General features: G+C 54.1%; 16 protein-coding genes. 13 read left to right on the top strand and 3 right to left on the bottom strand.

The window, feature by feature from the left end:
• Positions 1 to 27 precede the first annotated feature (27 nt).
• The gene (garD, locus tag ACM5QY_RS07715; RefSeq protein ID WP_416120019.1) at positions 28 to 1,599 is read right to left on the bottom strand and encodes a galactarate dehydratase; all 1,572 of its coding nucleotides are present in this window, start codon (positions 1,597 to 1,599) and stop codon (positions 28 to 30) included.
• Between the two features lie 498 nt (positions 1,600 to 2,097).
• On the opposite strand from garD, the gene garL reads away from it, so the two are divergent.
• From garL to ACM5QY_RS07735, 4 genes are all read left to right on the top strand, one after another.
• Positions 2,098 to 2,868, top strand: a complete 771-nt coding sequence (gene garL / locus ACM5QY_RS07720) for a 2-dehydro-3-deoxyglucarate aldolase (protein ID WP_416120020.1) — start codon at positions 2,098 to 2,100, stop codon at positions 2,866 to 2,868.
• Between the two features lie 37 nt (positions 2,869 to 2,905).
• Entirely contained in the window at positions 2,906 to 3,790 is an 885-nt protein-coding gene (garR, locus tag ACM5QY_RS07725; protein WP_416120022.1) for a 2-hydroxy-3-oxopropionate reductase, read from the top strand.
• Between the two features lie 119 nt (positions 3,791 to 3,909).
• On the top strand, positions 3,910 to 5,049 hold the full coding sequence (locus ACM5QY_RS07730; RefSeq protein ID WP_416120024.1) for a glycerate kinase: 1,140 nt from the start codon (positions 3,910 to 3,912) through the stop codon (positions 5,047 to 5,049).
• Positions 5,050 to 5,166: 117 nt separating this feature from the next.
• Complete coding sequence (locus tag ACM5QY_RS07735) at positions 5,167 to 6,474, top strand: amino acid deaminase (RefSeq protein ID WP_416120026.1); 1,308 nt, start codon at positions 5,167 to 5,169, stop codon at positions 6,472 to 6,474.
• Positions 6,475 to 6,547: 73 nt separating this feature from the next.
• Here the strand turns inward: ACM5QY_RS07735 and barA are convergent, their stop codons facing one another.
• The gene (gene barA, locus ACM5QY_RS07740) at positions 6,548 to 9,298 is read right to left on the bottom strand and encodes a two-component sensor histidine kinase BarA (RefSeq protein WP_416120027.1); all 2,751 of its coding nucleotides are present in this window, start codon (positions 9,296 to 9,298) and stop codon (positions 6,548 to 6,550) included.
• Between the two features lie 63 nt (positions 9,299 to 9,361).
• Between barA and rlmD the strand changes: the two genes are divergently transcribed.
• The 6 genes from rlmD (at position 9,362) to queE (ending at position 18,066) form a co-directional block, all read left to right on the top strand.
• Positions 9,362 to 10,732 carry a 23S rRNA (uracil(1939)-C(5))-methyltransferase RlmD gene (rlmD, locus tag ACM5QY_RS07745; protein ID WP_416120028.1) on the top strand — a complete coding sequence of 457 codons (1,371 nt, stop codon included), beginning with the start codon at positions 9,362 to 9,364 and terminating at the stop codon, positions 10,730 to 10,732.
• Between the two features lie 9 nt (positions 10,733 to 10,741).
• Positions 10,742 to 12,979 carry a GTP diphosphokinase gene (gene relA, locus ACM5QY_RS07750; protein WP_416120029.1) on the top strand — a complete coding sequence of 746 codons (2,238 nt, stop codon included), beginning with the start codon at positions 10,742 to 10,744 and terminating at the stop codon, positions 12,977 to 12,979.
• A 79-nt stretch (positions 12,980 to 13,058) separates the two neighbouring features.
• On the top strand, positions 13,059 to 13,862 hold the full coding sequence (gene mazG, locus ACM5QY_RS07755) for a nucleoside triphosphate pyrophosphohydrolase (RefSeq protein WP_416120030.1): 804 nt from the start codon (positions 13,059 to 13,061) through the stop codon (positions 13,860 to 13,862).
• Between the two features lie 349 nt (positions 13,863 to 14,211).
• Positions 14,212 to 15,849, top strand: coding sequence for a glutamine hydrolyzing CTP synthase (pyrG, locus tag ACM5QY_RS07760; protein ID WP_416120031.1), 1,638 nt, complete (start codon positions 14,212 to 14,214; stop codon positions 15,847 to 15,849).
• A 75-nt stretch (positions 15,850 to 15,924) separates the two neighbouring features.
• A complete protein-coding gene (eno, locus tag ACM5QY_RS07765; protein ID WP_416120032.1) occupies positions 15,925 to 17,229 on the top strand; it encodes a phosphopyruvate hydratase in 1,305 nt (434 codons plus the stop codon).
• 165 nt (positions 17,230 to 17,394) lie between these two features.
• Complete coding sequence (gene queE, locus ACM5QY_RS07770) at positions 17,395 to 18,066, top strand: 7-carboxy-7-deazaguanine synthase QueE (RefSeq protein ID WP_416122839.1); 672 nt, start codon at positions 17,395 to 17,397, stop codon at positions 18,064 to 18,066.
• 131 nt (positions 18,067 to 18,197) lie between these two features.
• Here the strand turns inward: queE and queD are convergent, their stop codons facing one another.
• Positions 18,198 to 18,557, bottom strand: a complete 360-nt coding sequence (gene queD, locus ACM5QY_RS07775; protein ID WP_416120034.1) for a 6-carboxytetrahydropterin synthase QueD — start codon at positions 18,555 to 18,557, stop codon at positions 18,198 to 18,200.
• A 168-nt stretch (positions 18,558 to 18,725) separates the two neighbouring features.
• Between queD and ACM5QY_RS07780 the strand changes: the two genes are divergently transcribed.
• The 3 genes from ACM5QY_RS07780 to cysI all read left to right on the top strand — a co-directional run bounded on the left by ACM5QY_RS07780 (position 18,726) and on the right by cysI (position 23,760).
• Positions 18,726 to 19,730 carry a hypothetical protein gene (locus ACM5QY_RS07780; RefSeq protein WP_416120036.1) on the top strand — a complete coding sequence of 335 codons (1,005 nt, stop codon included), beginning with the start codon at positions 18,726 to 18,728 and terminating at the stop codon, positions 19,728 to 19,730.
• A 345-nt stretch (positions 19,731 to 20,075) separates the two neighbouring features.
• Entirely contained in the window at positions 20,076 to 21,878 is a 1,803-nt protein-coding gene (gene cysJ, locus ACM5QY_RS07785; protein WP_416122840.1) for an NADPH-dependent assimilatory sulfite reductase flavoprotein subunit, read from the top strand.
• A gap of 145 nt (positions 21,879 to 22,023) precedes the next feature.
• Positions 22,024 to 23,760, top strand: a complete 1,737-nt coding sequence (cysI, locus tag ACM5QY_RS07790) for an assimilatory sulfite reductase (NADPH) hemoprotein subunit (RefSeq protein ID WP_416120038.1) — start codon at positions 22,024 to 22,026, stop codon at positions 23,758 to 23,760.
• The last annotated feature ends 2 nt before the right edge of the window (positions 23,761 to 23,762 follow it).

Genomic DNA, 23,762 nt, shown 5'->3' on the forward strand with positions numbered 1-23,762 from the left:
CCTTTTGCTTTCCTGAAACCATAAAACTCAGGTCACCGGTGCCGGGTTGAATACCGCCAGCGCATTGTGGATGCCCCAGGTGTCGGACCAGGTTTTTTTGCGGCCGCTGGCGATGTCCAGAATAAAGTGGAACAACTCCCAGCCGACGTCTTCGATGGTGGCATCGCCGGTGGCAATCGTGCCGGCGTTGATGTCCATCAGGTCATGCCAGCGGTTGGCCAGCGTGGTGCGCGTTGCCATCTTAATGACCGGAACGGCCAGCAGGCCGTAGGGCGTCCCGCGACCGGTGGTGAACACCTGAACGGTAATGCCTGACGCCAGTTGCTGGGTTCCGCAAACAAAATCGCTCGCAGGCGTGGCGGCGTAAATCAGGCCTTTTTTTGTCGGGCGTTGTCCGGGTGACAAGACTTCTGAGATAGCGCTGGTGCCGGATTTGGCAATCGAGCCCAGCGCTTTTTCGACCACGTTTGCCAGGCCGCCTTTTTTGTTGCCCGGAGACGGGTTGGCGCTGCGGTCAGTCTGACCCAATGACAGATAATTATCGTACCAGGCCATTTCTTCCAGCAGGCGTTTCCCGACATTCACATCTGCCGCGCGTGGTGTCAGCAGGTGAATTGCGTCGCGGACTTCGGTCACTTCCGAGAACATCACGGTCGCTCCGCAGCGCACCAGAAGGTCAGAGGCAAAACCGACCGCCGGATTCGCCGTAACGCCGGAGAACGCGTCGCTGCCACCGCACTGGGTGCCGACAACCAGATCCGATGCCGGGCAGGTTTCGCGCTGGCGGCGGTTCAGGCGTTCCAGATGGAACTGCGCAACGGTCAGAATATCGTCAACCATCGACTGGAAGCCGACGTGTTGTTCATCCTGCAATCGCACGATGTGGGTGTCATCGAGCGAAATCGCCTGCACGTCCGGCGTGCCTTCCAGCAGACGTTCCGGCTGCAATTTCTCACAACCCAGCCCGACCACCATCACTTCGCCGCCAAAATTCGGGTTCAGCGCCAGATTGTGGATGGTGCGGATCGGCACAATGGCGGCAGGTGCGTTGATTGCCACGCCGCAGCCGTAAAGGTGATTGAGCGCAACAACGCCGTCGACGTTGGGGAATTTGGGTAATAAATCACGTTCGATGATTTTCACCACGTAATCCACCACGCCCGCCACACAGTGAACGCTGGTGGTGATCCCCAGAAGGTTTTTTGTGCCCACGCTGCCGTCGGCGTTGCGGTAGCCTTCAAAGGTGTAGCCTTCCAGCGGTGGCAAGGGTTGCGGAATACGTGTCGCCAGCGGCAGGCTGTTGAGTTCCGGTGCAACCGGCAGTTCCACCAGGGATTCATCAATCCAGCCGCCTTGCGCGATATCACGCACGGCATAACCAATGACTTCGCCATAACGAATAATATCGCCGCCTTTCGCAATAGGCGCTAAAGCAACTTTGTGGCCTTGCGGGATGTGCTCAATTAATTCCAGACCGTTAGAAAATCGGGTGCCGGCCTTTAAACCATTGTCATTCACAATAATAGCGACGTTGTCGCTTTCGTGAACCTTTATAAAAAGCGCTTCGGTAGCATGTTCTTTATCTTTATTACGTGACATAACTGTCTCCGCTTTATTAAATATCCCGAAAAAAGGATTAGGTAATTCTCTGAACGTTACGCTGACACGCTTGCTGTCCGTACGGAAGAGGGAATTCATTATAAAGGACTGATGCCGGAAGCTCATTGTGCAACTGACCAGCTTTTTGCCCGCAGCACGTCATTCTGTCGGGCAGGTGACAGATTAAATGTGATGAACATCACCCTTTGTTTTGCAGGGATATCAGCTCTTCACAATCTGTGATTCTCCTCCCACGTTGATGTGTGGATGCAAAAGAATAGTCACAATAACATCGCGCATTCTTGTGCGATTGCACAGTGTTATTTTGAGCCCTGTTTTTTATACTGTATTGGCTCTTTGGAAGCAGTGTGGAATACCCTGTGAGTTAATTTAAGGGAGGGATAAACGCACGGGTTTCGGTGTTTATATAAATTTTTCGCAGGGGGATAATATAAATTTTAAAAATAAAACATTATTCCAAAATTAACGAGGTTAGAGATGAGTAATCAAATGATTCCAAATCGGTTCCGTCAGGACTTATTGCAGGGGAAAACCCTGATTGGCTGCTGGTCAGCACTGTGTAGCCCGATCTCCACAGAAGTGCTCGGTTTGGCGGGTTTTGACTGGCTGCTGCTTGATGGTGAACACGCCCCGAATGATGTCGGCACGTTTGTTCCGCAATTAATGGCGCTGAAAGGTAGCCGCAGTGCGCCGGTTGTGCGCCCGCAATTTAACGATCCGGTAGTGATCAAACGTTTGCTGGATATCGGTTTCTATAACTTCCTGATCCCGTTTGTTGAAACGCAGGAACAAGCCGAACGCGCGGTGGCTTCTACCCGTTATCCGCCCGCAGGGATCCGCGGCGTTTCTGTTTCTCATCGCAGCAATATGTTCGGCACCGTGCCGGATTACTTCACCAGCATTAACGACAACATCGCGGTGATGGTGCAGATCGAAAGTCAGCAAGGCGTCGACAACCTTGACGCGATTGCGGCCGTTGACGGCATCGACGGCATCTTTGTCGGCCCGAGCGATCTGGCAGCAGCCATGGGACACCTCGGCAATGCCGGGCACCCGGATGTTCAGGCGGCAATCCGCCACATTTTTGAACGTGCAAAAGCACACGGAAAAGCCAGCGGCATTCTGGCGCCGGTTGAAGCGGACGCACGTCGTTATCTGGACTGGGGCGCAACGTTTGTTGCCGTCGGCAGTGATTTAGGCGTTTTCCGTGCCGGTACTCAGGCGCTGTGCGATCGCTTCACTAAGTGATCCGGTCTCATCACATCAATATTAAGAGGATACCCGAATGAAAATTGGCTTTATTGGTTTAGGCATCATGGGCAAACCTATGAGCAAAAACCTGCTGAAAGCAGGTTATGAGGTTGTCGTGATGGACCGTAATCAGGACGCGGTCGGCGAAGTGGTGAAGCTGGGTGCAACGTCCGCTGAGACACCGAAAGCTGTCGCGGCGATTTCTGACGTCATCATCACCATGCTGCCGAACTCACCGCAGGTCAAAGAAGTGGCGTTGGGTGCAAATGGCCTGATTGAAGGCGCGCGTCCGGGCACGATTTTCATCGACATGAGCTCTATCGCACCGCTGGCCAGCCGTGAAATCAGCCAGGCATTAGCCGCGAAACAAATCGCGATGCTCGATGCGCCAGTCTCCGGCGGTGAACCGAAAGCGATTGACGGCACGATGTCCGTCATGGTCGGCGGCGATAAAGCGGTCTTCGACAAATGCTTTGAGATTATGAAATCCATGGCCGGTTCCGTGGTGCATACCGGTGATATTGGCGCAGGTAACGTCACCAAACTGGCAAATCAGGTCATTGTGGCGCTGAACATCGCGGCGATGTCCGAAGCGCTGGTGCTGGCGACCAAAGCGGGTGTTAATCCTGATTTAGTCTTCCAGGCGATTCGCGGCGGCCTGGCGGGAAGTACGGTTCTGGAAGCGAAAGCACCGATGGTGATGGACCGCAATTTCAAACCGGGATTCCGCATCGATTTGCATATCAAAGATTTAGCCAATGCACTGGACACGTCTCATGGTGTCGGTGCGCAACTGCCTCTGACCTCGCTGGTCATGGAAATGATGCAGGCACTGAAAGCGGATGGTCACGGGCAATCTGACCATAGCGCCATTGCACGCTATTATGAAACCTTAGCGAAGGTTGAAGTTACCCGTTAGTCTGCGGTGGCAACGTGGCCGGAAATCGTCAAAAGGCCGCGTTTCCCTTCAGGCAGGATGCAAAACTGACAGGACGCTTTTCCACATCGGCGCGTGCAGTTTATGAAGGTAATGACTTTATGAAAATAGTGATCGCACCGGATTCATACAAAGAAAGTTTGTCTGCTTTGGATGTGGCAAAAGCCATCGAGAGTGGTTTCCGCGAGATTTTCCCCGAAGCGGAGTACGTCAAGCTGCCGGTGGCTGACGGCGGCGAAGGCACTGTCGAAGCGATGGTGGCGGCGACCGGAGGCCGGGTGGTTAAGGTGAATGTCACCGGGCCGCTGGGCACGCCGCTTGAAGCCTTCTTCGGGCTTTCAGGGGATGAGAAAATCGCATTCATTGAGATGGCGGCCGCCAGCGGGCTGGAAAGTGTGCCTGCTGCGCAACGCAATCCTTTGAAAACCACCTCTTTCGGGACGGGCGAGCTTATCCATTCTGCACTGAACCATGGCGTGAAACATTGCATTATTGGCATCGGCGGCAGTGCCACTAATGATGGCGGGGCGGGCATGATGCAGGCGTTGGGCGCGAAGCTGCTGACCAAAGAAGGCAAGCAAATTGGTCAGGGTGGCGGCGAACTGGAGAAACTGCACCATATCGATATCAGCGAACTGGACCCAAGAATTAAAAAATGCCGCTTCGAAGTGGCCTGTGATGTCACCAATCCGCTGACCGGAAAAGACGGTGCCTCTGCGATTTTTGGGCCGCAAAAAGGCGCGACGCCGGAGATGATTGGGCTGCTCGACGGCTATCTGCATCATTATGCGCGGGTAATCAAAAGGGATCTGGGCATCGATGTTGAGCATGTTCCGGGTGCTGGCGCGGCAGGCGGCATGGGCGCTGCGTTATTCGGTTTCTGCCATGCAGAACTTCGTCAGGGCATTGAAATTGTGACCGACGCGCTGGGTCTTGATGCGCTGGTGAAAGACGCCACGCTGGTTATCACCGGTGAAGGCCGGATCGACAGCCAGAGCATCAACGGAAAAGTGCCGATTGGCGTGGCGCGGGTAGCCAAACGCTATAACAAACCCGTCATTGGTATCGCAGGCAGCCTGACCAAAGATGTTGATGTCGTTTACAGCCACGGACTGGACGCCGTTTTTAGCGTACTTTACAGCGTGTGTACGCTGGAAGACGCGCTGAAAAATGCAGCAGACAATCTGCGCAAGTCCGCACGCAATATCGCCGCTACCATTAAGTTGTCACAAAAACTCTAAGCCAAAACAGTCAGTATAAAAAACCGGTGTTCAGGCCCAGCCTGCGCCGGTTTTTGTATTTTAATTGCGGCAATTTTACGTTAGGTTTTAAGGACATTCGCCAATGAGAAAACACGCATGTCAGAGACTGATTTTTCGAAGCAGCCGGTAGAAACCCAAACCAAAGGATTAGGCACGCTAAAAGCCGGTGCACTGACAGGCGATATTCGTGCTCAGGGCTGGAATATTCTGCGTGAAGACGTCAGCCTGCCGGTCGCAGTTCTGCTTGAAGAACGAATCGAACACAATCTTTCCTGGATGCGTGAATTTATCCAGCGCTACCGGCTCAAACTGGCACCGCACGGCAAAACGACCATGAGCCCCGAGCTGTATCAGCTGCAAATGGAATACGGCGCATGGGGGATCACGCTGGCAACCGCGCCACAGGTGAACGCGGCATTTCAGCACGGCGTCCGCAAAGTGATTATGGCCAATCAGCTGGTTGGCAAAGGCAATATGGCGATGATCGCCGGACTGCTGCGCGAGGATCCTGATTTTGATTTCACCTGCATTGTGGATTCTGCCGAAAACGTGGAAGCGCTCGGGCACTATTTTGCGGGCCAGCAACTGAAACTGCGGATCATGTTTGAATACGGGATTTTAGGCGGCCGTACCGGGATCCGCACAGATCAGCAGGAATCTGACGTACTCGCCGCCGTGAAACGCTGGCCGCAATCGCTGGCGCTGGTGGGCGTCGAACTTTATGAAGGAGTCAGCAACGACGAAGCGGTCATCCGCACTTTTCTGCGTCACGTTCTGGCACGCACCGAAGTGCTGGCGCAGGCCGGGGAGTTCGCTGAACCTACGGTGATTTTAACCGGTGCCGGTTCGGCCTGGTTTGATGTGGTGGCGGAAGAACTGACGCGGCAAGACCCGCATCTGGATACCGAAAAGCGTTATACGCTGGATATCATTTTGCGCTCCGGTTGTTACGTGACGCATGACGTCGGCGCGTATCAGGCGGCACTGGAGCGTATGCAAACCAGCAATCCGGTGGCGCGTGAGATGAACAGCAGTTTACAGCCCGCGTTGCAGGTCTGGGCGGCGGTGCAGTCTCTGCCGGAGCCGGGCAGGGCGATTATCGCTTTAGGTAAGCGCGATGCGGGTTATGACGCCGGTTATCCGAAAGCCGCCGGGCATTTCCGCCCGCGCAGCGCCACGCAGGCCGGTTACACCACCGTGGTACCCGCGCCTGACGACTGGAAAGTTTACGCAATGATGGATCAGCATGCGTTTATGTCGATCCCGGAAAATGCGGATCTGAAAGTCGGCGACATGCTGGTGTTTGATATCTGCCACCCGTGCCTGACGTTCGACAAATGGCGTCAGTTATTGCTGGTCAATGAACAATGGGATGTCACCGGCGCGGTGAAAACCTGGTTCTGATTCGCGGATTCTGGCGTGCTAATTTGTAGAAGCAAAAACGCCCGGCATGACCGGGCGTTTTCATTTTGCAAACCTATCTCGGCAAATACGCCACCGCAGCCTGTTTCACATTTTCGATTTCGTCGAGCAGCTCGTACCATTCCGGTTCCAGCGCGTCGACAGTGACGTCCTGACGCAGTTGCTGTTCGATATAGAAACACAGCTGTTTCAGGCGCGGTACGCCGCTGTAGCTGCAACTGCCGTGCAATTTGTGGATAAGCGCCAGAATATCGTCATCCGGTTCATTGCGCGTGATGGCCTCCACCCGTTCTGCGACTTGCGGCAGGAATTCGACCAGCATTTGCAGTAAATCCTGTGCCAGCGCGACTTTATTGGCGGACTGGCTCAGTGCCAGTTGCCAGTCGAGCGTACTGATTGGCGCGAGTTTCTCTTCAGTTTGTAACGGCGAATCCAGCTGCGTCTGATGAGAATAATGACGCGACAGCACATTTTTCAGCATGCTTTCGTCGATAGGTTTCGCCAGATAATCATCCATGCCGAGTTTCAGTAATTGCTCGCGCTCGCCGCTCAGTGAGTGTGCGGTCACGGCCACTACCGGCGTATTTGCGTGGCGTGCCATCTGATGAATGATTTCGCTGGCGCGTATGCCGTCGATATCGGGCATCTGAATATCCATCAAAATAATATCCAGATCGGTATGACGGGCGACCTCAATCGCTTCCTCGCCGCTGTGGCACAGCAAGGTGGTTTCCACCAGTTCCTCGAGTAACGCGCCAATCAGTTTGAGGTTCGCCGGATTATCGTCCACGGCCATCGCCGTCAGCGGCAGGCGCGAGGTTCTGCCTTCGTCGTTTTTGATCACTCTGACCGAGGCCTGTTGCTCTTTAAGCAGCAAAGGCAGCAGGCGGATGCTGGACATCGGTTTGATCAGGCACGCCTGCACGCCGCGGCTTTTCAGCTCTTCGGCATCGACCTGGAACTGGCTCGGCAACGCCAGCAGAAGATGCCGCGTCATGCTCAGCACTTTTTTCAGTTTGCCTTCGTAATCGGACAGCGTCTGGTCTGGTATAACCGGAATGCTGCACAACATCATGTCGTAATAAGCGTCCGGCAGTGCCGCCAGGGTGGTGCGGTGCGTGACATCAAGCGGCGTGGCTTGCAGGATTTCCATGGTGGCTTTTGCCGCCGCCGGGTTGGCTTCGACGTAGGCCAGACGTTTGCCTTCAAGGCCGCTCATGGAAACCGGTGTGACGTGGCGGTTTTCATTCAACTCGAGAGTGACGTGGAACCAGAATGTCGAACCGCGGTTAATCTGGCTGTAGAAGCTGATGTCGCCACCCATTTCTTTCACCAGACGCTGGGTGATGACCAGCCCCAGCCCGGTGCCGCCGTGACGGCGTGAAATGCTGGCATCCGCCTGACGGAAGGCCTGGAAAAGCTGCGACTGCTGGCGTTCGGAAATCCCGATGCCGGTATCGTGGATTTGAACTTCCAGTTCCACCTGCAAATTATTCTGCGAACGTAATTCCACATTGATATCAATGTTGCCGCTTTCGGTGAATTTAATCGCATTTCCCAGCAGGTTGGTGACCACTTGCTGCATGCGCATCGGATCGCCGAGGACGTTTTCCGGCACATTGTTGTGGACGTTCAGGGTCAGCTCGAGGCCTTTATCGTGCGCGGTGTGGGCAAGCAGAATGACCACTTCGTCGAGCATTTCGCGCAGGGAGAACGGAATATGTTCGAGCACCAGTTTGCCGGCTTCCAGCTTCGAGAAGTCCAGAACGTCATTAATGATGGTCAGCAGGTGATTCGCGGAACGCTCAATAGTTTGCAGATAGTCCGCCTGCGTTGGCGAGAGCGGCGTTTTGAGCGTCTGACGGGTGAAGCCAATCACGCCGTTCAGCGGCGTACGCAGTTCGTGCGACATATTGGCCAGGAATTCAGATTTAATACGCGCGGCTTCCTGCGCACGTTTCTTCGCGAGATCCAGCTCGACGTTCTGAATTTCCATCTGTTCAAGCGTTTCACGCAAATCTGACGTGGCCTGATCGATGTTCTGCTGCACTTCTTCGTGATACGCCGTCAGCGACATCGCCATCGAGTTGATGCCATTTTTCAACATGCTCAGTTCACCCGGCATGTTCCCCTCCACGCGGCTGTCGAGCTGCCCGCGGCGGATACGGTCAACCGTGTTGACCATATTGCGGATAGGCCCGGTCACGTCGCGCATCAGACGGTAAGCAAACAGCGTCGCGATCCCCAGACAAAGCAACAGCAGCATGGTGGAAACAAACGCTTCCTGATATTGCGCGAGGCGAACGGAACGCAAATCCAGCTCAATGGCGATATAACCCAGCATGTGTTCCGGCGACATCCTGAACGCTTCATCATCGGTTTCCGTGTGGTTTTCGGCCTGAATAGGCGTGCGCAGAATTAACATATCGCCGGCGCGAACTTTGGTCAGATTACGCGGAATATCGTCGACATTTTTCACCTGCAACGGGCTGCCTTCGCGCAGCGAATTGGAGGTGGCGAACAGTTTGTTGTCGCCGTCGTAGACGCTGATGCTGCGGACAATATCAGAATGATTGCGGTGAAGACGGCTGATAAGGCGCTTTACCGGCTCACGTTCGCGGAACGTCAGACCGTATTCGCTCGCGACCGCCAGAGGCTCGATAATGCTGGCTCCGGCGTCTGTCAGCTGGTTCTGCAACTCGTTGTAGCGGTGTACCACGAAGAAGGTGCTGAGCAGCAAACCGATCATTAACGTCGGTGCCAGAATCAGGATCATCATCCGTGCGCGAAGGCTATATTTGGTCATGAGGTTCCAATGTGGGAGAATTACCTAAAGTAAGCTTAATAAACCAGCGTGCAATCGACAATAATGGCTCAATTCTACTCTCCGAACCGCCGCGTGACGACCCGGCAAACGATAACTGTGACCGCCACCGACCTGGATGCTTTCGGGCAGGGTGTCGCGCGCCACAACGGCAAAGCCGTATTTGTCAGGGGTTTATTGCCTGACGAACAGGCGGAAGTCACTTTAACAGAAGATAAAAGCAAGTACGCCAAAGGGCGGGTGAAACGTTTGCTGACGACCAGTGCTGAGCGCGTCAAACCGCTGTGTCCACATTATTCGACGTGCGGCGGCTGTCAGCAGCAACATGCCAGCGAGGCGCTGCAACAGCGGAGTAAAGCGGCGTCACTGCTGCGGCTGATTTCCCGCGAAACTGGCGTACAGGCGCAGGAACAACCGGTGATTGCCGGCCCGCAATATGGCTACCGGCGTCGTGCGCGTCTGGGTTTACAAATCGCGGGCGTGAAACCGGGCCGTAAAACCGGCTCCGCCAATGGCCCGCTGGTGATGGGGTTCCGTCAGGAAGGGTCGAACGATCTGGTGGCTATCACCCGTTGCCCGGTGCTGCGCCCGGAACTGGAAACGCTGCTGGTGCCTGTGCAGGAATGTCTGTCATCGCTGTCAGCAGTGAAACGTCTGGGGCATCTGGAGCTGGTACTGGCCGATAACTGCGCGGTGCTGGTGCTGCGTCATCTGGATCCGCTGAGCGAGGCCGATCGTGCGCGCCTGATGGCTTTCGGTGCCCGACATCCGTTATCCATTTTTCTGGCACCGGACAGTGAGTCGCTCGAACAGTTATGCGGCGAAACGCCGTATTATCAGATTGATGGCCTGAATCTGAAATTCGGCCCGCGCGATTTTATTCAGGTTAACGATGCCGTTAACCAGCAAATGGTGGCACAGGCGCGGGAATGGCTGGAACTGACGGCTGAAGATCGCGTGCTGGATTTGTTCTGCGGGATGGGAAATTTCACCCTGCCGCTGGCAAAAAGAGCGAAGCAGGTTGTCGGCGTCGAAGGTGTTGCTACACTGGTGGCGAATGGGCAAGATAATGCCCGGAATAATGGTGTAGAAAATGTGTCCTTCTTCCATGAAAATCTGGAAGACGATGTCAGTAAACAACCCTGGGCGGCGCAAGGCTTCTCGAAAGTCCTGCTGGATCCGGCCCGGGGCGGCGCTGCTGGCGTAATGGCGCATATTATTAAGCTTGCCCCGAGGCGCGTGGTGTATGTGTCCTGCAATCCCACGACTTTGGCCCGGGACAGTAAAATTTTGTTGGAGGCGGGTTATCGCTTAGCTCAGGTTCGTATGCTGGATATGTTCCCGCACACCGGGCACCTTGAATCGATGGCTCTGTTTATCAACCCGTCTGATACAGGCGTTGTATCAGAAACGTAGGGAGAGGGTATGGTTGCGGTAAGAAGTGCACATTTGAATACGGCTGGCGAGTTTGCGCTCGACGACTGGATCAACAGTTTAGGGCTGTCCAGCCAGCAATCATGTGAGCGTTTAGCCGAAACCTGGCGCTACTGCGAACAACAAACGCAGGGCCATGCTGACGCGTCACTTCTGCTGTGGCGCGGGCTGGAAATGGTTGAAATCCTCTCGACCCTCAGCATGGATAACGACAGTATGCGCGCGGCGCTGCTGTTCCCGCTGGTCGACGACGGCATTATTGACGAAGAAACCCTCACTCAGCAGTTTGGCAAAGGCATCACGGATCTCGTCCACGGTGTCCGCGATATGGATGCCATTCGTCAGCTGAAAGCCACACAAAATGATTCGATGGGGTCCGAGCAGGTGGACAACGTCCGCCGTATGCTGCTGGCAATGGTGGAAGATTTCCGCTGCGTGGTGCTCAAGCTTGCCGAACGTATCGCGCATCTGCGTGAAGTCAAAGACGCGCCGGAAGAAGAGCGCGTTCTTGCCGCCAAAGAATGTACCAATATCTATGCGCCGCTGGCGAACCGTCTGGGTATCGGTCAGCTCAAATGGGAACTGGAGGATTTCTGCTTCCGCTATTTGCATCCCGACGAATACAAACGCATTGCGAAACTACTGCATGAGCGTCGTATCGACCGTGAGCAATACATCGACGATTTCGTGTCGACGGTGAAAAATGCCATGCTGGAAGAAGGCATCAAAGTAGATGTCTATGGCCGTCCGAAACATATCTACAGCATCTGGCGCAAGATGCAGAAAAAATCCCTGTCCTTTGACGAGCTGTTCGATGTGCGCGCCGTGCGTATCGTAGTGGAACGCTTGCAGGATTGTTACGCCGCATTAGGGATTGTGCACACGCATTTCCGCCATCTGCCGGATGAGTTTGACGACTACGTGGCCAACCCGAAACCGAACGGTTATCAGTCGATTCACACCGTTGTTTTGGGCCCGCGCGGTAAAACGCTGGAAGTACAGATCCGTACCCGCCAGATGCACGAAGACGCCGAGCTGGGCGTCGCCGCACACTGGAAGTACAAAGAAGGCACCGCCGTGGTCGGTGGCCGCAGCGGAGGTTACGAAGGCCGCATCGCGTGGCTGCGTAAACTTATCGCGTGGCAGGAAGAAATGGCCGACTCGGGCGAAATGCTCGACGAAGTTCGCAGCCAGGTCTTCGACGATCGGGTTTACGTGTTTACGCCAAAAGGCGATGTTATCGACCTGCCGATGGGCTCAACGCCGCTCGATTTTGCTTACCACATCCACAGCGATGTCGGTCACCGTTGTATCGGTGCCAAAATCGGCGGGCGCATCGTGCCGTTCACCTATCAGTTGCAGATGGGTGACCAGATTGAAGTCATCACCCAGAAACATGCGAACCCAAGCCGTGACTGGCTCAACCCGAGCCTCGGTTATGTCACCACCAGCCGCGGGCGTTCTAAAATTCAGAACTGGTTCCGTAAGCAGGATCGCGACAAAAACATTATTGCCGGTAAACAGATCCTCGACGATGAACTGGACCGGCTGGATATCAGCATCAAAGATGCCGAAAAACTGCTGATGCCGCGTTACAACGTTAACTCGCTCGACGAAGTTCTGGCGGCGATCGGTAACGGTGATATCCGCATCAACCAGATGGTCAACTTCCTGCAATCGCAGCTGAAAAAGCCGAGTGCGGAAGAGCTGGACAGGGAAGCGCTGCGCCAGCTGACGCAGAAAACCACGCCGCCGCCGGCACGCAACAAAGACAATGGCCGTGTTGTGGTCGAAGGCGTGGGCAATCTGATGCACCACATTGCGCGTTGCTGCCAGCCGATTCCGGGCGATGAAATCGTCGGCTACATCACGCAGGGGCGTGGGATTTCCATCCACCGCGCCGATTGTGATCAACTGGAAGATTTACGCTCGAATGCACCGGAACGTGTGGTGGATGCCGTGTGGGGCGAAAGCTATTCCAGCGGCTATTCGCTGGTGGTGCGCGTCGTCGCGAACGACCGCAGCGGGCTGTTGCGTGATATCACGACCATTCTCGCCAACGAAAAAGTGAACGTGCTGGGCGTTGCCAGCCGCAGTGATACCAAGCAGCAACTGGCCACCATCGATATGGATATCGAAATCTACAACCCTCAGGTGCTGGGGCGCGTGATTGCCAAACTGAATCAGCTTCCGGATGTCATTGAAGCGAAACGACTGCACGGCAGTTGATTTCTTCATCTTAAGGCCCGCCAGTCGGGCCTTTCTTATTTTTATTCTTTCAGAAAAAAACTTAATACGGATAGGCGCTATGACTGAAACTTCTTTGCAACGCTTGCTCACCATCATGAAAACTCTGCGCGACCCGCAAGCCGGTTGCCCGTGGGACAAAGAGCAGACTTTCGAGACCATCGCGCCGTATACGCTGGAAGAAACCTACGAAGTGCTGGACGCGATTGCCCGTAAAGATTACGCCGATGTACGAGACGAGCTGGGCGATCTGCTGTTTCAGGTGGTGTTCTATGCCCAGATGGGCAGTGAGCAGGGATTGTTTGAATTCGACGATATCTGCAATGCGATTGCCGACAAACTGGAACGCCGTCATCCGCAAATTTTTGGTGATGAAGCCGCGTGGTCGGAAAACGCCAGCAGCAAAGACGTTCTGGTGAAGTGGGAAGCGCGTAAGGCGCTTGAGCGTGCGGATAAATCGCTGCATTCCGCGCTCGATGATATTCCTTCCGCACTGCCTGCTTTGATGAAGGCGCATAAAATTCAAAAACGCTGCTCGAACGTCGGTTTTGACTGGACGACGCTCGGGCCGGTGCTCGACAAAGTGTACGAAGAAATTGACGAAGTGATGTTCGAAGCGCGTCAGGCGGTTATTGATGAAGAAAAGCTCGGCGAGGAAATTGGCGATCTGCTGTTCGCCACCGTCAATCTTTCCCGTCATCTCGGCCACAAAGCGGAAGATGCGTTACAGGCGGCCAACCGCAAGTTTGAGCGCCGCTTCCGGCAGGTTGAGGAGATTATTCGCGGCAGAGGTTTAACGATGGAAGACGCGACACTCGAACAGATGGAAGCCGCCTGGCAACAGGTGAAAAAGCAGGAAGGCTGAAATCGGCGAATGCGACTTTGATCGGCGACAAGATCTGAAGGTGCTGAAACGGTTAAGCTCAATGTCATTCAGGGGCTAAAACGCTGATCTGCGTGCATTAAAGTCCAACAAATTGAAATCTAAGATGTTTTAGTGTGTCATGCGAACGGTAACGCACTTTTTACAGGCTAACTGTTTGTTTTTGAAAGACTGAGAGGGAAGGGCTGAAAGGCAAAACCCTACTGAACTGACGGCAAGGAAACGACGATGGACAGCAAAACGATTATTTGTGGCGCACACAAGGTTCCGGTATACTGTTTTCCCGTCTTGGTTACTCCATCATCTTTAAACCTAACCTCTCAGGTTCAGCATGACAACTAATTATATTTTTGTGACCGGCGGGGTCGTATCCTCTCTGGGTAAAGGCATTGCCGCAGCCTCTCTGGCGGCTATTCTCGAAGCCCGTGGCCTCAACGTGACCATCATGAAACTGGACCCGTATATCAACGTGGATCCGGGCACGATGAGCCCAACTCAACACGGTGAAGTCTTCGTTACCGAAGATGGCGCTGAAACTGATCTCGATCTGGGTCACTACGAGCGTTTCATCCGCACCAAGATGACCCGACGCAATAACTTCACCACAGGCCGTATTTATTCTGACGTGCTGCGCAAAGAGCGCCGCGGCGACTATCTCGGCGCAACCATCCAGGTTATCCCGCACATCACCAACAACATCAAAGAACGCATCATTGAAGGCGGCGAAGGCCACGATGTCGTGCTGGTTGAAATTGGCGGTACTGTCGGCGATATCGAGTCCCTGCCATTCCTGGAAGCGATTCGTCAGATGGCGGTTGAAGTGGGCCGTGAACATACGCTGTATATGCACCTGACGCTGGTGCCTTACATGGCCGCTGCCGGTGAAGTGAAAACGAAACCGACCCAGCATTCTGTAAAAGAACTGCTGTCTATCGGTATCCAGCCAGACGTGCTGATCTGCCGTTCAGACCGTGCTGTTCCTGCCAATGAACGTGCAAAAATTGCGCTGTTCTGTAACGTGCCGGAAAAAGCGGTTATCTCCCTTAAAGATGTTGATTCCATTTATAAAATCCCGGCCCTCTTGAAATCCCAGGGTCTGGACGACTATATTTGTAAACGTTTCAGCATCAACGTGCCGGAAGCCAACCTGTCCGAGTGGGAACAGGTTGTTTACGAAGAAGCTAATCCGGGTGGTGAAGTCACCATCGGTATGGTCGGTAAGTACACGGAGCTGCCAGACGCCTACAAGTCTGTGATTGAGGCACTCAAACACGGCGGCCTGAAAAATCGCCTGACCGTGAACATTAAACTTCTCGATTCACAGGATGTCGAAACCCGTGGCGTCGAAGTGCTGAAAGGCCTGGACGCAATCCTTATTCCTGGTGGCTTCGGTTACCGTGGTGTGGAAGGGAAAGTCGCAACAGCCCGTTATGCACGTGAGAATAACATTCCTTATCTGGGTATTTGTCTCGGAATGCAGGTTGCGCTGATTGAGTTTGCCCGCAACGTTGCGGGTATGGATAACGCCAACTCAACGGAATTTGTGCCAGACTGTAAGTTCCCTGTCGTCGCCCTCATCACTGAATGGCGCGATGAAGAAGGTAACGTCGAAGTACGTTCCGAAGACAGTGATTTAGGCGGAACCATGCGTGTAGGTGGCCAGCAATGTCACCTGAACGAAGGTAGCCTGGTTCGTGAGATGTACGGCGAGCCGACAATAGTTGAACGTCATCGCCACCGTTACGAAGTGAACAATATGCTGCTGAAACAAATCGAAGCCGCAGGTTTACGCGTAGCCGGTCGCTCTGGCGATAAGCAACTGGTGGAAATTATCGAGCTGCCAAATCATCCGTGGTTTGTCGCTTGCCAGTTCCATCCAGAATTTACGTCTACGCCGCGTGATGGTCATCCGCTGTTTGCAGGCTTCGTGAAGGCTGCCGGTGAGTATCAGAAGCGTCAGGTAAAATAAAATACAGGGGAAACGACGTGTCGCAGATGCGTCGTTTGTCTGAAGCTTTAGTTAACTTGTACTGAGGAAATCCTAATGTCCAAAATCGTTAAAGTCATCGGTCGCGAAATCATCGACTCCCGTGGTAACCCGACTGTAGAAGCTGAAGTTCATCTGGAAGGTGGTTTTGTTGGTCTGGCTGCTGCGCCATCAGGTGCTTCTACCGGTTCCCGCGAAGCGTTGGAACTGCGTGACGGTGACAAATCCCGTTTCCTGGGCAAAGGCGTTCTGAAAGCCGTTGCTGCTGTTAACGGTCCAATTGCTCAGGCTGTATTGGGCAAAGACGCGAAAGACCAGGCTAACATCGACAAGATCATGATCGATCTTGACGGTACTGAGAACAAATCTCAGTTCGGTGCTAACGCGATTCTGGCTGTTTCCCTGGCTGCGGCTAAAGCGGCTGCGGCTTCTAAAGGTCTGCCACTGTACGCGCACATTGCAGAACTGAACGGCACCCCAGGCAAATACTCTATGCCACTGCCTATGATGAACATCATCAACGGCGGCGAACACGCGGATAACAACGTTGATATTCAAGAGTTCATGATTCAGCCTGTTGGCGCGAAAACTCTGAAAGAAGCCATCCGTATGGGTTCTGAAGTTTTCCACACCCTGGCGAAAGTTCTGAAATCTAAAGGCATGGGTACTGCTGTGGGTGACGAAGGTGGCTACGCGCCAAACCTGGGTTCCAACGCAGAAGCACTGGCTGTTATCGCAGAAGCAGTGAAAGCAGCAGGCTACGAACTGGGTAAAGACATCACCCTGGCGATGGACTGTGCAGCCTCTGAATTCTACAAAGACGGTAAATACGTTCTGGCTGGCGAAGGCAACAAAGCTTTCACTTCTGAAGAGTTCACTCACTTCCTGGAAGACCTGACCAAACAGTATCCAATCGTTTCTATCGAAGACGGTCTGGACGAATCTGACTGGGATGGCTTCGCTTACCAGACTAAAGTTCTGGGCGACAAAATCCAGCTGGTCGGTGACGATCTGTTCGTCACCAACACCAAGATCCTGAAAGAAGGTATCGACAAAGGCATCGTTAACTCCATCCTGATCAAATTCAACCAGATCGGTTCACTGACCGAAACTCTGGCTGCGATCAAAATGGCTAAAGATGCTGGCTACACTGCCGTTATCTCTCACCGTTCAGGCGAAACTGAAGATGCAACCATCGCAGATCTCGCGGTCGGTACTGCTGCTGGCCAGATCAAAACCGGTTCTATGAGCCGTTCTGACCGCGTTGCTAAATACAACCAGCTGATCCGTATCGAAGAAGCGCTGGCGGCACAGGGGACTCCTGCTCCGTTCAACGGTCTGAAAGAAGTTAAAGGTCAGTAATTACTGCCCCGTAACGCTTTCTTAAAAACCCGCTCCGGCGGGTTTTTTTATGCCTGAAAGATAGCGGCGGGCAAATCTGCCATACTCATTTACAGCACAAGTTTGGCCTCACCCGTCTTATCTGTGATAATGCGCGCTGATTTTTTAGAGATGACTGAGAAAACGATGCAGTACCCGATTAATGAGATGTTCGAAACCCTTCAAGGGGAAGGCTATTTTACCGGCGTGCCGGCGATTTTTGTGCGCCTGCAAGGCTGTCCGGTGGGTTGCAGCTGGTGCGATACCAAACACACCTGGGATAAAATTGCCGATCGGGAAGTCGATATGCAGCGGATTCTGGTCAAAACCGAAGAGAGTGATGCCTGGGGTAACGCGACGTCAGAACAGTTGCTGGGCGTCATTACGCAGCAGGGTTACACCGCGCGACATGTGGTTATCACTGGTGGAGAACCGTGTATTTATGACCTGACGGAGCTGACCTCGTTGCTTGAGAAAAATGGTTTCAGTTGCCAGATTGAAACCAGCGGTACGCATGAAGTGCGTTGTTCAGTGAATACCTGGGTCACCGTTTCACCTAAAGTGAATATGCGTGGCGGGTACGACATTCTGCCGCAGGCGTTGAAACGTGCTGATGAAGTGAAACATCCTGTGGCGCGTCAGCGTGATATCGACGCACTGGAAGCCTTGCTGGAAACGCTGACCGACAGCAAATCGCGCATTATTGCGTTGCAGCCTATCAGCCAAAAAGAAGAAGCCACCAAACTTTGCATTGCGACCTGCATTGCAAAGAACTGGCGGCTGTCGATGCAAACTCATAAATATCTCAACATCGCCTAATCCCCTGCATCCTTCGCGATGCCTCTGCGTTGGCTGCACTTATTCACCCCGGTCACTTACTGATGTAAGCTCCCGGGGATCATTCGTTTGCCGCCTTGATGCAACACGAATGATTTTGGGGATCGGATAGATCAGCCTTTATAGACGCAACCCGCTGTGCAGGTTTCTTTCACGCGCACGGCGGAAAGCAAAGGTAACGTCGGTTTCATCTCATTCCAGATCCATTCTGCCAGCACTTCGCTGGTTGGATTCTCCAGACCGGGAATATCGTTGAGATAATAGTGATCGAGGCGGTCGAGAGTCGGGTTGAATGCAGCTTTCAGATCAGCAAAATCCATTACCCAGCCTGTGTGCGGATCCACTTCACCGGTAATTTCTAAACGAACGGTAAAAGAGTGGCCATGCAACCGGCCGCATTTGTGTCCGGCCGGGACGTGCGGTAAATGGTGTGCGGCTTCGAACTGAAAATCTTTAAATAATGTGGTGGTCATAAGGCTGTCTCGTTGCTCGAAAAAACGCGGCATAGTACCGGAATACCGGCTTACGTGCCATGACTTAACTGCGCTTTTCTTCACCAAATCCTGACTTTTACTCTCTTTACTCCGCCTGCATTGCTGGCTTACAGTGAGCCGGTAGAAACTAACCTGTTGAGATAGTGAATGATTACTGTGCTTCGTTGCGCTGTTCTGGCGCTGTTGTTCTCTGCTGGCGTGCAGGCAGAAACTACGGCCCCCGCACAGGAAGCCGCGCCTGCCGCGGCTAAAACTGTTCAACCTGCTGTAAAAGTGCCCCCCGTCGCCAAACCTGCTGCGGCCAAAATCCCGCTGGTTTTCCCGCCGGGACCGGGTGTCATACATGTTCCTCTGACCCAAAGTAAAAGAACGCTGGAAGTCTTTACTTACCAGCCCGCCGGTGCCGATGAAAACACGCCGGTGGTGATGGTGATGACCGGGGTTGACCGAAATGCGTCGACCTACCGTAATGACTGGATTACCGTCGCGGATCAGTACCACCTGCGGGTGATGGTGCCGCATTTCAGTGAGCAGGAATTTCCGGGCGCGGCGGGGTATAACCTCGGCAATCTGGTGGACAGCAAAACGCACCACCGCCTGCCGAAATCCCAGTGGGCATTTAGCATGGTCGATAATCTCTTTACGACGTTGCAAAAGCAGGGCGTGATCAGCCAGAAGCAATACTACCTGTTTGGCAACAGCGCGGGCTGCCAGTTTGTGCACCGTATGCTGACGTTATTGCCGGAGCCGAATGTCAAAGCTGCCGTGTGCGCCGCAGCGGGCTGGTGGACATTACCGGATACCGATCAGCGCTGGCCGTACGGTTTGCGTGAAGCGCCGGTGGCGGTGAACCAGCAACAGCTCAATGATTACTTTGCGAAGCCGGTTCTGATTGCCGTGGGCGCTGAGGATGATGATCCGGAAAACCATCTGCTGCGTAAATCTAAACAGGCGATGGCGCAGGGGACTGACCGGTTGGAACGTGCGGAAAGCTATTTCACCACATCCCAGCAGCGTGCCGAACAAAACAACACACCGTTTAACTGGCACTTTATGGACCTGTCTGACATCGGCCACAGCGGCAGTAAAATGTCGGTCTTTGCCGCCGGTCAGTTTGCATGGTTCGAGCAGCATAATGCCTTCCATCTCTGAGGCGTCGGCGTAAAAGCCGCGTCCTGAAAAAAATTCATCACCCCGCTCCGGCGGGGTTTTTCTTTTACTTTCCATCACTTTGAAAATGCCCGCGAACTGTGTGGGAAATTTCATAGCGATTTCAGTACGATAAAAAACTCCCTTTACCACTTTTTCAGATAGAACTTACCGCTAAATCCTCTTAGTCATTTTGGTTATTTATTATTTCCATCACTTCTTTAATTGTTATTATCCGCCTCGTTAACCTTACACTTTCTGAAGGTCTTTTCCGCGCGCAGATATTCCCTGAAAGCCGCTGAAGGCCGGATTGATGACTGGCTTATGCATAAGGGAATTCGTACTGCGATGACGACTCAGGCTCCTCCAATTTCACTGCTCCCGCTGACCCCCGAGCAACTGGCACGACTTCAATCGGCAACGAGTGATTATTCACCGACTCAGATGGCATGGCTTTCCGGTTATTTCTGGGGAATGGTTAACCAGCAACCGGGCGCTGTGGCCGCGCCGGCACCGGTGCAGGCCGCCGCGTCGATTACCCTGATTTCGGCCTCGCAAACCGGTAACGCGCGCCGCGTGGCCGAACAGTTACGCGATGACCTGATTGCCGCAAAACTGAATGTGAATCTGGTCAATGCCGGTGATTACAAATTCAAGCAAATCGCGCAGGAAAAACTGCTGCTGATTGTGGCTTCCACGCAGGGCGAAGGCGAACAGGCAGAAGAAGCGGTCGCGTTGCATAAATTCCTGCAATCCAAAAAAGCGCCGAAATTCACGGACACGGCCTTTGCGGTGTTTGCGCTTGGCGATACCTCGTATGAGTTCTTCTGCCAGGCCGGTAAAGACTTCGACACGCGTCTGGGCGAACTGGGCGCGGAGCGTCTGTTAGACCGCGTGGATGCGGACGTTGAATATAAAGAGACCGCCGCCGGATGGCGCAAGCGCATTGTTGACGTTCTGAAACAGCGCGTGCCTGCGGACATTTCTGGGCAAGCCGCCCCGACCCTGGCGGGCAGCGTGAATCAGATCGACAGCAGCCCGTATACCAAAGAAGCGCCGCTGACGGCGACGCTGGCGGTTAACCAGAAAATCACCGGCCGCGACTCGGATAAAGATGTGCGTCATCTGGAAATCGATCTGGGTGATTCCGGCCTGCGTTATCAGCCGGGCGATGCGCTGGGTATCTGGTTTGAAAACGATCCGCAACTGGTGCAGGAAGTCGTGGAACTGCTGTGGCTGAAAGGTGATGAAACGGTCGACATCAACGGCAAATCACTGCCGCTGTCTGAAGCCCTTCAGCATCATATCGAGCTGACGCAAAACACCACGCCAATCATTGAGAAATACGCTGCGCTGTGTCGCGACGAACATCTGACCGGATTGCTGGCCGACAAACCTGCACTTCAGCAATACGCGCAAACCGTGCCGTTCGTCGACATGGTGCGTCGCGCACCGACCGAACTCGACGCTCAGCAACTGGTGGATTTACTGCGTCCGCTGACGCCGCGCCTGTATTCGATTGCCTCTTCGCAGGCGGAAACCGAATCCGAAGTGCATATTACCGTCGGCGTTGTGCGCTATGACATTGATGGCCGCCCGCGTTCCGGTGGCGCGTCAGGGTATCTGGCCGACCGTCTGGAAGAAGACGGTGAAGTGAAAGTCTTTATCGAGCACAACGACAACTTCCGTCTGCCGGCGAATCCGGAAACGCCGGTGATTATGATCGGGCCGGGAACCGGGATTGCGCCGTTCCGCGCGTTTATCCAGCAGCGTGATAATGACGGGGCCAGCGGCAAAAACTGGCTGTTCTTCGGCAATCCGCACTTCACCGACGATTTCCTTTATCAGGTGGAATGGCAGCGCTACGTGAAAGACGGCCTGCTGACCAACATCAGTCTGGCGTGGTCGCGTGATCAGGCGGAAAAAGTTTACGTACAGGACAAACTGCGCGAGAGCGGCGCTGAAGTCTGGCAATGGTTGCAGGAAGGCGCGCACGTCTATGTCTGCGGCGACGCCAACCGTATGGCGAAAGACGTAGAGCAGGCGTTGCTGGAGATCATTGCAGAATATGGCGTGATGGATCTGGAAACCGCCGACGAATACCTCAGCGAGTTACGTCTGGGTCGCCGCTATCAGCGTGACGTCTACTAATGCCCTGCATCCTTCAAATTGCAGGGGTGTTGGCTTCTTTCAGTCACCCGAATCACTGATTTGAGTCAGCTCATCGGGATTCCTTCATTTGCCGCCTACCTGCAAATCGAATGATTTTGGGCATAAAGTTATGAGTGAAAAAATAATGAGCAAAAAGTTGTGGAGTGAACTCAATCCCGGCCCTGGTCCGCTGATCGTTGATGCGCCGCTGGCCGACGCCGAACGCCTGAAAAAGGAAAGCAATTTCCTGCGCGGAACCATTTCCGAAGATTTAAAAGACGGCCTGACCGGCGGCTTCAACGGTGACAATTTCCTGTTGATTCGTTTCCACGGCATGTATCAGCAGGACGACCGCGATATTCGTGCTGAACGCGCCGAGCAAAAGCTGGAGCCACGTCACGCCATGATGCTGCGCTGCCGTCTGCCGGGCGGGGTGATGACGCCTGCGCAATGGCTGGGCATCGACAAATTTGCCGAAGACAGCACGCTGTACGGCAGCATTCGTATTACTAACCGTCAGACATTCCAGTTCCACGGCATTCTGAAACCGAACGTTAAACCGGTGCATCAGTTGCTGAACAAACTCGGTCTGGATGCGCTGGCGACCGCCAACGACGTTAACCGCAATGTGTTGTGTACGTCGAACCCGGTGGAATCAGAACTGCATCGTGAAGCCTACGAGTGGGCGAAAAAGCTCTCCGAGCATCTGTTGCCTCGCACCCGTGCTTACGCTGAAGTCTGGCTGGATCAGGAAAAAGTCGAAACCACCGACGAAGAGCCGATTCTGGGCGCGACTTACCTGCCACGTAAATTCAAAACGACCGTGGTGATCCCGCCGCAGAACGATGTCGATCTTCATGCGAACGATCTGAACTTTGTGGCGATTGCGGATAACGGCAAACTGGTTGGTTTCAACGTACTGGTCGGCGGCGGTCTTTCTATCGCGCACGGCGACAAAGCCACTTACGCCCGTACCGCCAGCGAGCTGGGCTTCATCCCGCTGGAGAACACGCTGGCCGTGGCCGAAGCCGTGGTGACGACACAGCGCGACTGGGGAAACCGTACCAACCGTAAAAATGCCAAAACGAAATACACGCTGGAACGCGTCGGGGTTGAAGTCTTCAAAGCCGAAGTGGAAAAACGCGCGGGAATTCAGTTCGCTGAAATCCGCCCTTACGAATTCACCGGTCGCGGCGATCGTATCGGCTGGGTGAAAGGCATCGACAAACAGTGGCACCTGACCCTGTTCATCGAAAATGGCCGAATCCTGGATTATCCGGGCAAGCCGCTGAAAACCGGTCTGGCAGAAATTGCTAAGATCCACAAAGGCGATTTCAGGCTAACTGCTAACCAGAACCTGATCGTCGCCGGTGTCGCCGAAAAAGACAAAGACGCGATCGAAACGCTGGCGCGTAATCACGGCCTGATCGACGATGGCCTGACCGAGCAGCGTAAAAACTCAATGGCCTGCGTGTCTTACCCGACGTGTCCGCTGGCGATGGCCGAAGCCGAACGTTTCCTGCCGGAGTTTGTGACCAAAGTCGAAAGCATCATGCACGGCCATGGCGTGGGCGATGAACACATCGTTCTGCGCGTGACCGGCTGCCCGAACGGCTGTGGCCGCGCGCTGCTGGCGGAAATCGGTCTGGTGGGCAAAGCCCTCAACCGTTACAACCTGCACCTCGGCGGTAACCGCGCCGGGACGCGTATCCCGCGGATGTACCGCGAAAATATTTCAGACGCAGAGATCCTGACGATCATCGACGAACTGGTCGGGCGCTGGGCAAAAGAGCGTGAAACCGGTGAAGGCTTTGGTGATTTTGTGATCCGCGCGGGGATCATCCGGCCGGTACTTGATCCGGCCCGTGATTTCTACGATTAACC

Origin of the sequence: Rahnella sp. PCH160 (assembly GCF_047784855.1) — a bacterium.
Taxonomy (GTDB): Bacteria; Pseudomonadota; Gammaproteobacteria; order Enterobacterales; family Enterobacteriaceae; genus Rahnella.

Excerpts from the sequence above, each read along its gene's own strand:
- garD (WP_416120019.1), bottom strand. The coding sequence starts at position 1,599 with ATGTCACGTAATAAAGATAAAGAACATGCTACCGAAGCGCTTTTTATA.
- garL (WP_416120020.1), top strand. The coding sequence starts at position 2,098 with ATGAGTAATCAAATGATTCCAAATCGGTTCCGTCAGGACTTATTGCAG.
- garR (WP_416120022.1), top strand. The coding sequence starts at position 2,906 with ATGAAAATTGGCTTTATTGGTTTAGGCATCATGGGCAAACCTATGAGC.
- ACM5QY_RS07730 (WP_416120024.1), top strand. The coding sequence starts at position 3,910 with ATGAAAATAGTGATCGCACCGGATTCATACAAAGAAAGTTTGTCTGCT.
- ACM5QY_RS07735 (WP_416120026.1), top strand. The coding sequence starts at position 5,167 with ATGTCAGAGACTGATTTTTCGAAGCAGCCGGTAGAAACCCAAACCAAA.
- barA (WP_416120027.1), bottom strand. The coding sequence starts at position 9,298 with ATGACCAAATATAGCCTTCGCGCACGGATGATGATCCTGATTCTGGCA.
- rlmD (WP_416120028.1), top strand. The coding sequence starts at position 9,362 with ATGGCTCAATTCTACTCTCCGAACCGCCGCGTGACGACCCGGCAAACG.
- relA (WP_416120029.1), top strand. The coding sequence starts at position 10,742 with ATGGTTGCGGTAAGAAGTGCACATTTGAATACGGCTGGCGAGTTTGCG.
- mazG (WP_416120030.1), top strand. The coding sequence starts at position 13,059 with ATGACTGAAACTTCTTTGCAACGCTTGCTCACCATCATGAAAACTCTG.
- pyrG (WP_416120031.1), top strand. The coding sequence starts at position 14,212 with ATGACAACTAATTATATTTTTGTGACCGGCGGGGTCGTATCCTCTCTG.
- eno (WP_416120032.1), top strand. The coding sequence starts at position 15,925 with ATGTCCAAAATCGTTAAAGTCATCGGTCGCGAAATCATCGACTCCCGT.
- queE (WP_416122839.1), top strand. The coding sequence starts at position 17,395 with ATGCAGTACCCGATTAATGAGATGTTCGAAACCCTTCAAGGGGAAGGC.
- queD (WP_416120034.1), bottom strand. The coding sequence starts at position 18,557 with ATGACCACCACATTATTTAAAGATTTTCAGTTCGAAGCCGCACACCAT.
- ACM5QY_RS07780 (WP_416120036.1), top strand. The coding sequence starts at position 18,726 with ATGATTACTGTGCTTCGTTGCGCTGTTCTGGCGCTGTTGTTCTCTGCT.
- cysJ (WP_416122840.1), top strand. The coding sequence starts at position 20,076 with ATGACGACTCAGGCTCCTCCAATTTCACTGCTCCCGCTGACCCCCGAG.
- cysI (WP_416120038.1), top strand. The coding sequence starts at position 22,024 with ATGAGCAAAAAGTTGTGGAGTGAACTCAATCCCGGCCCTGGTCCGCTG.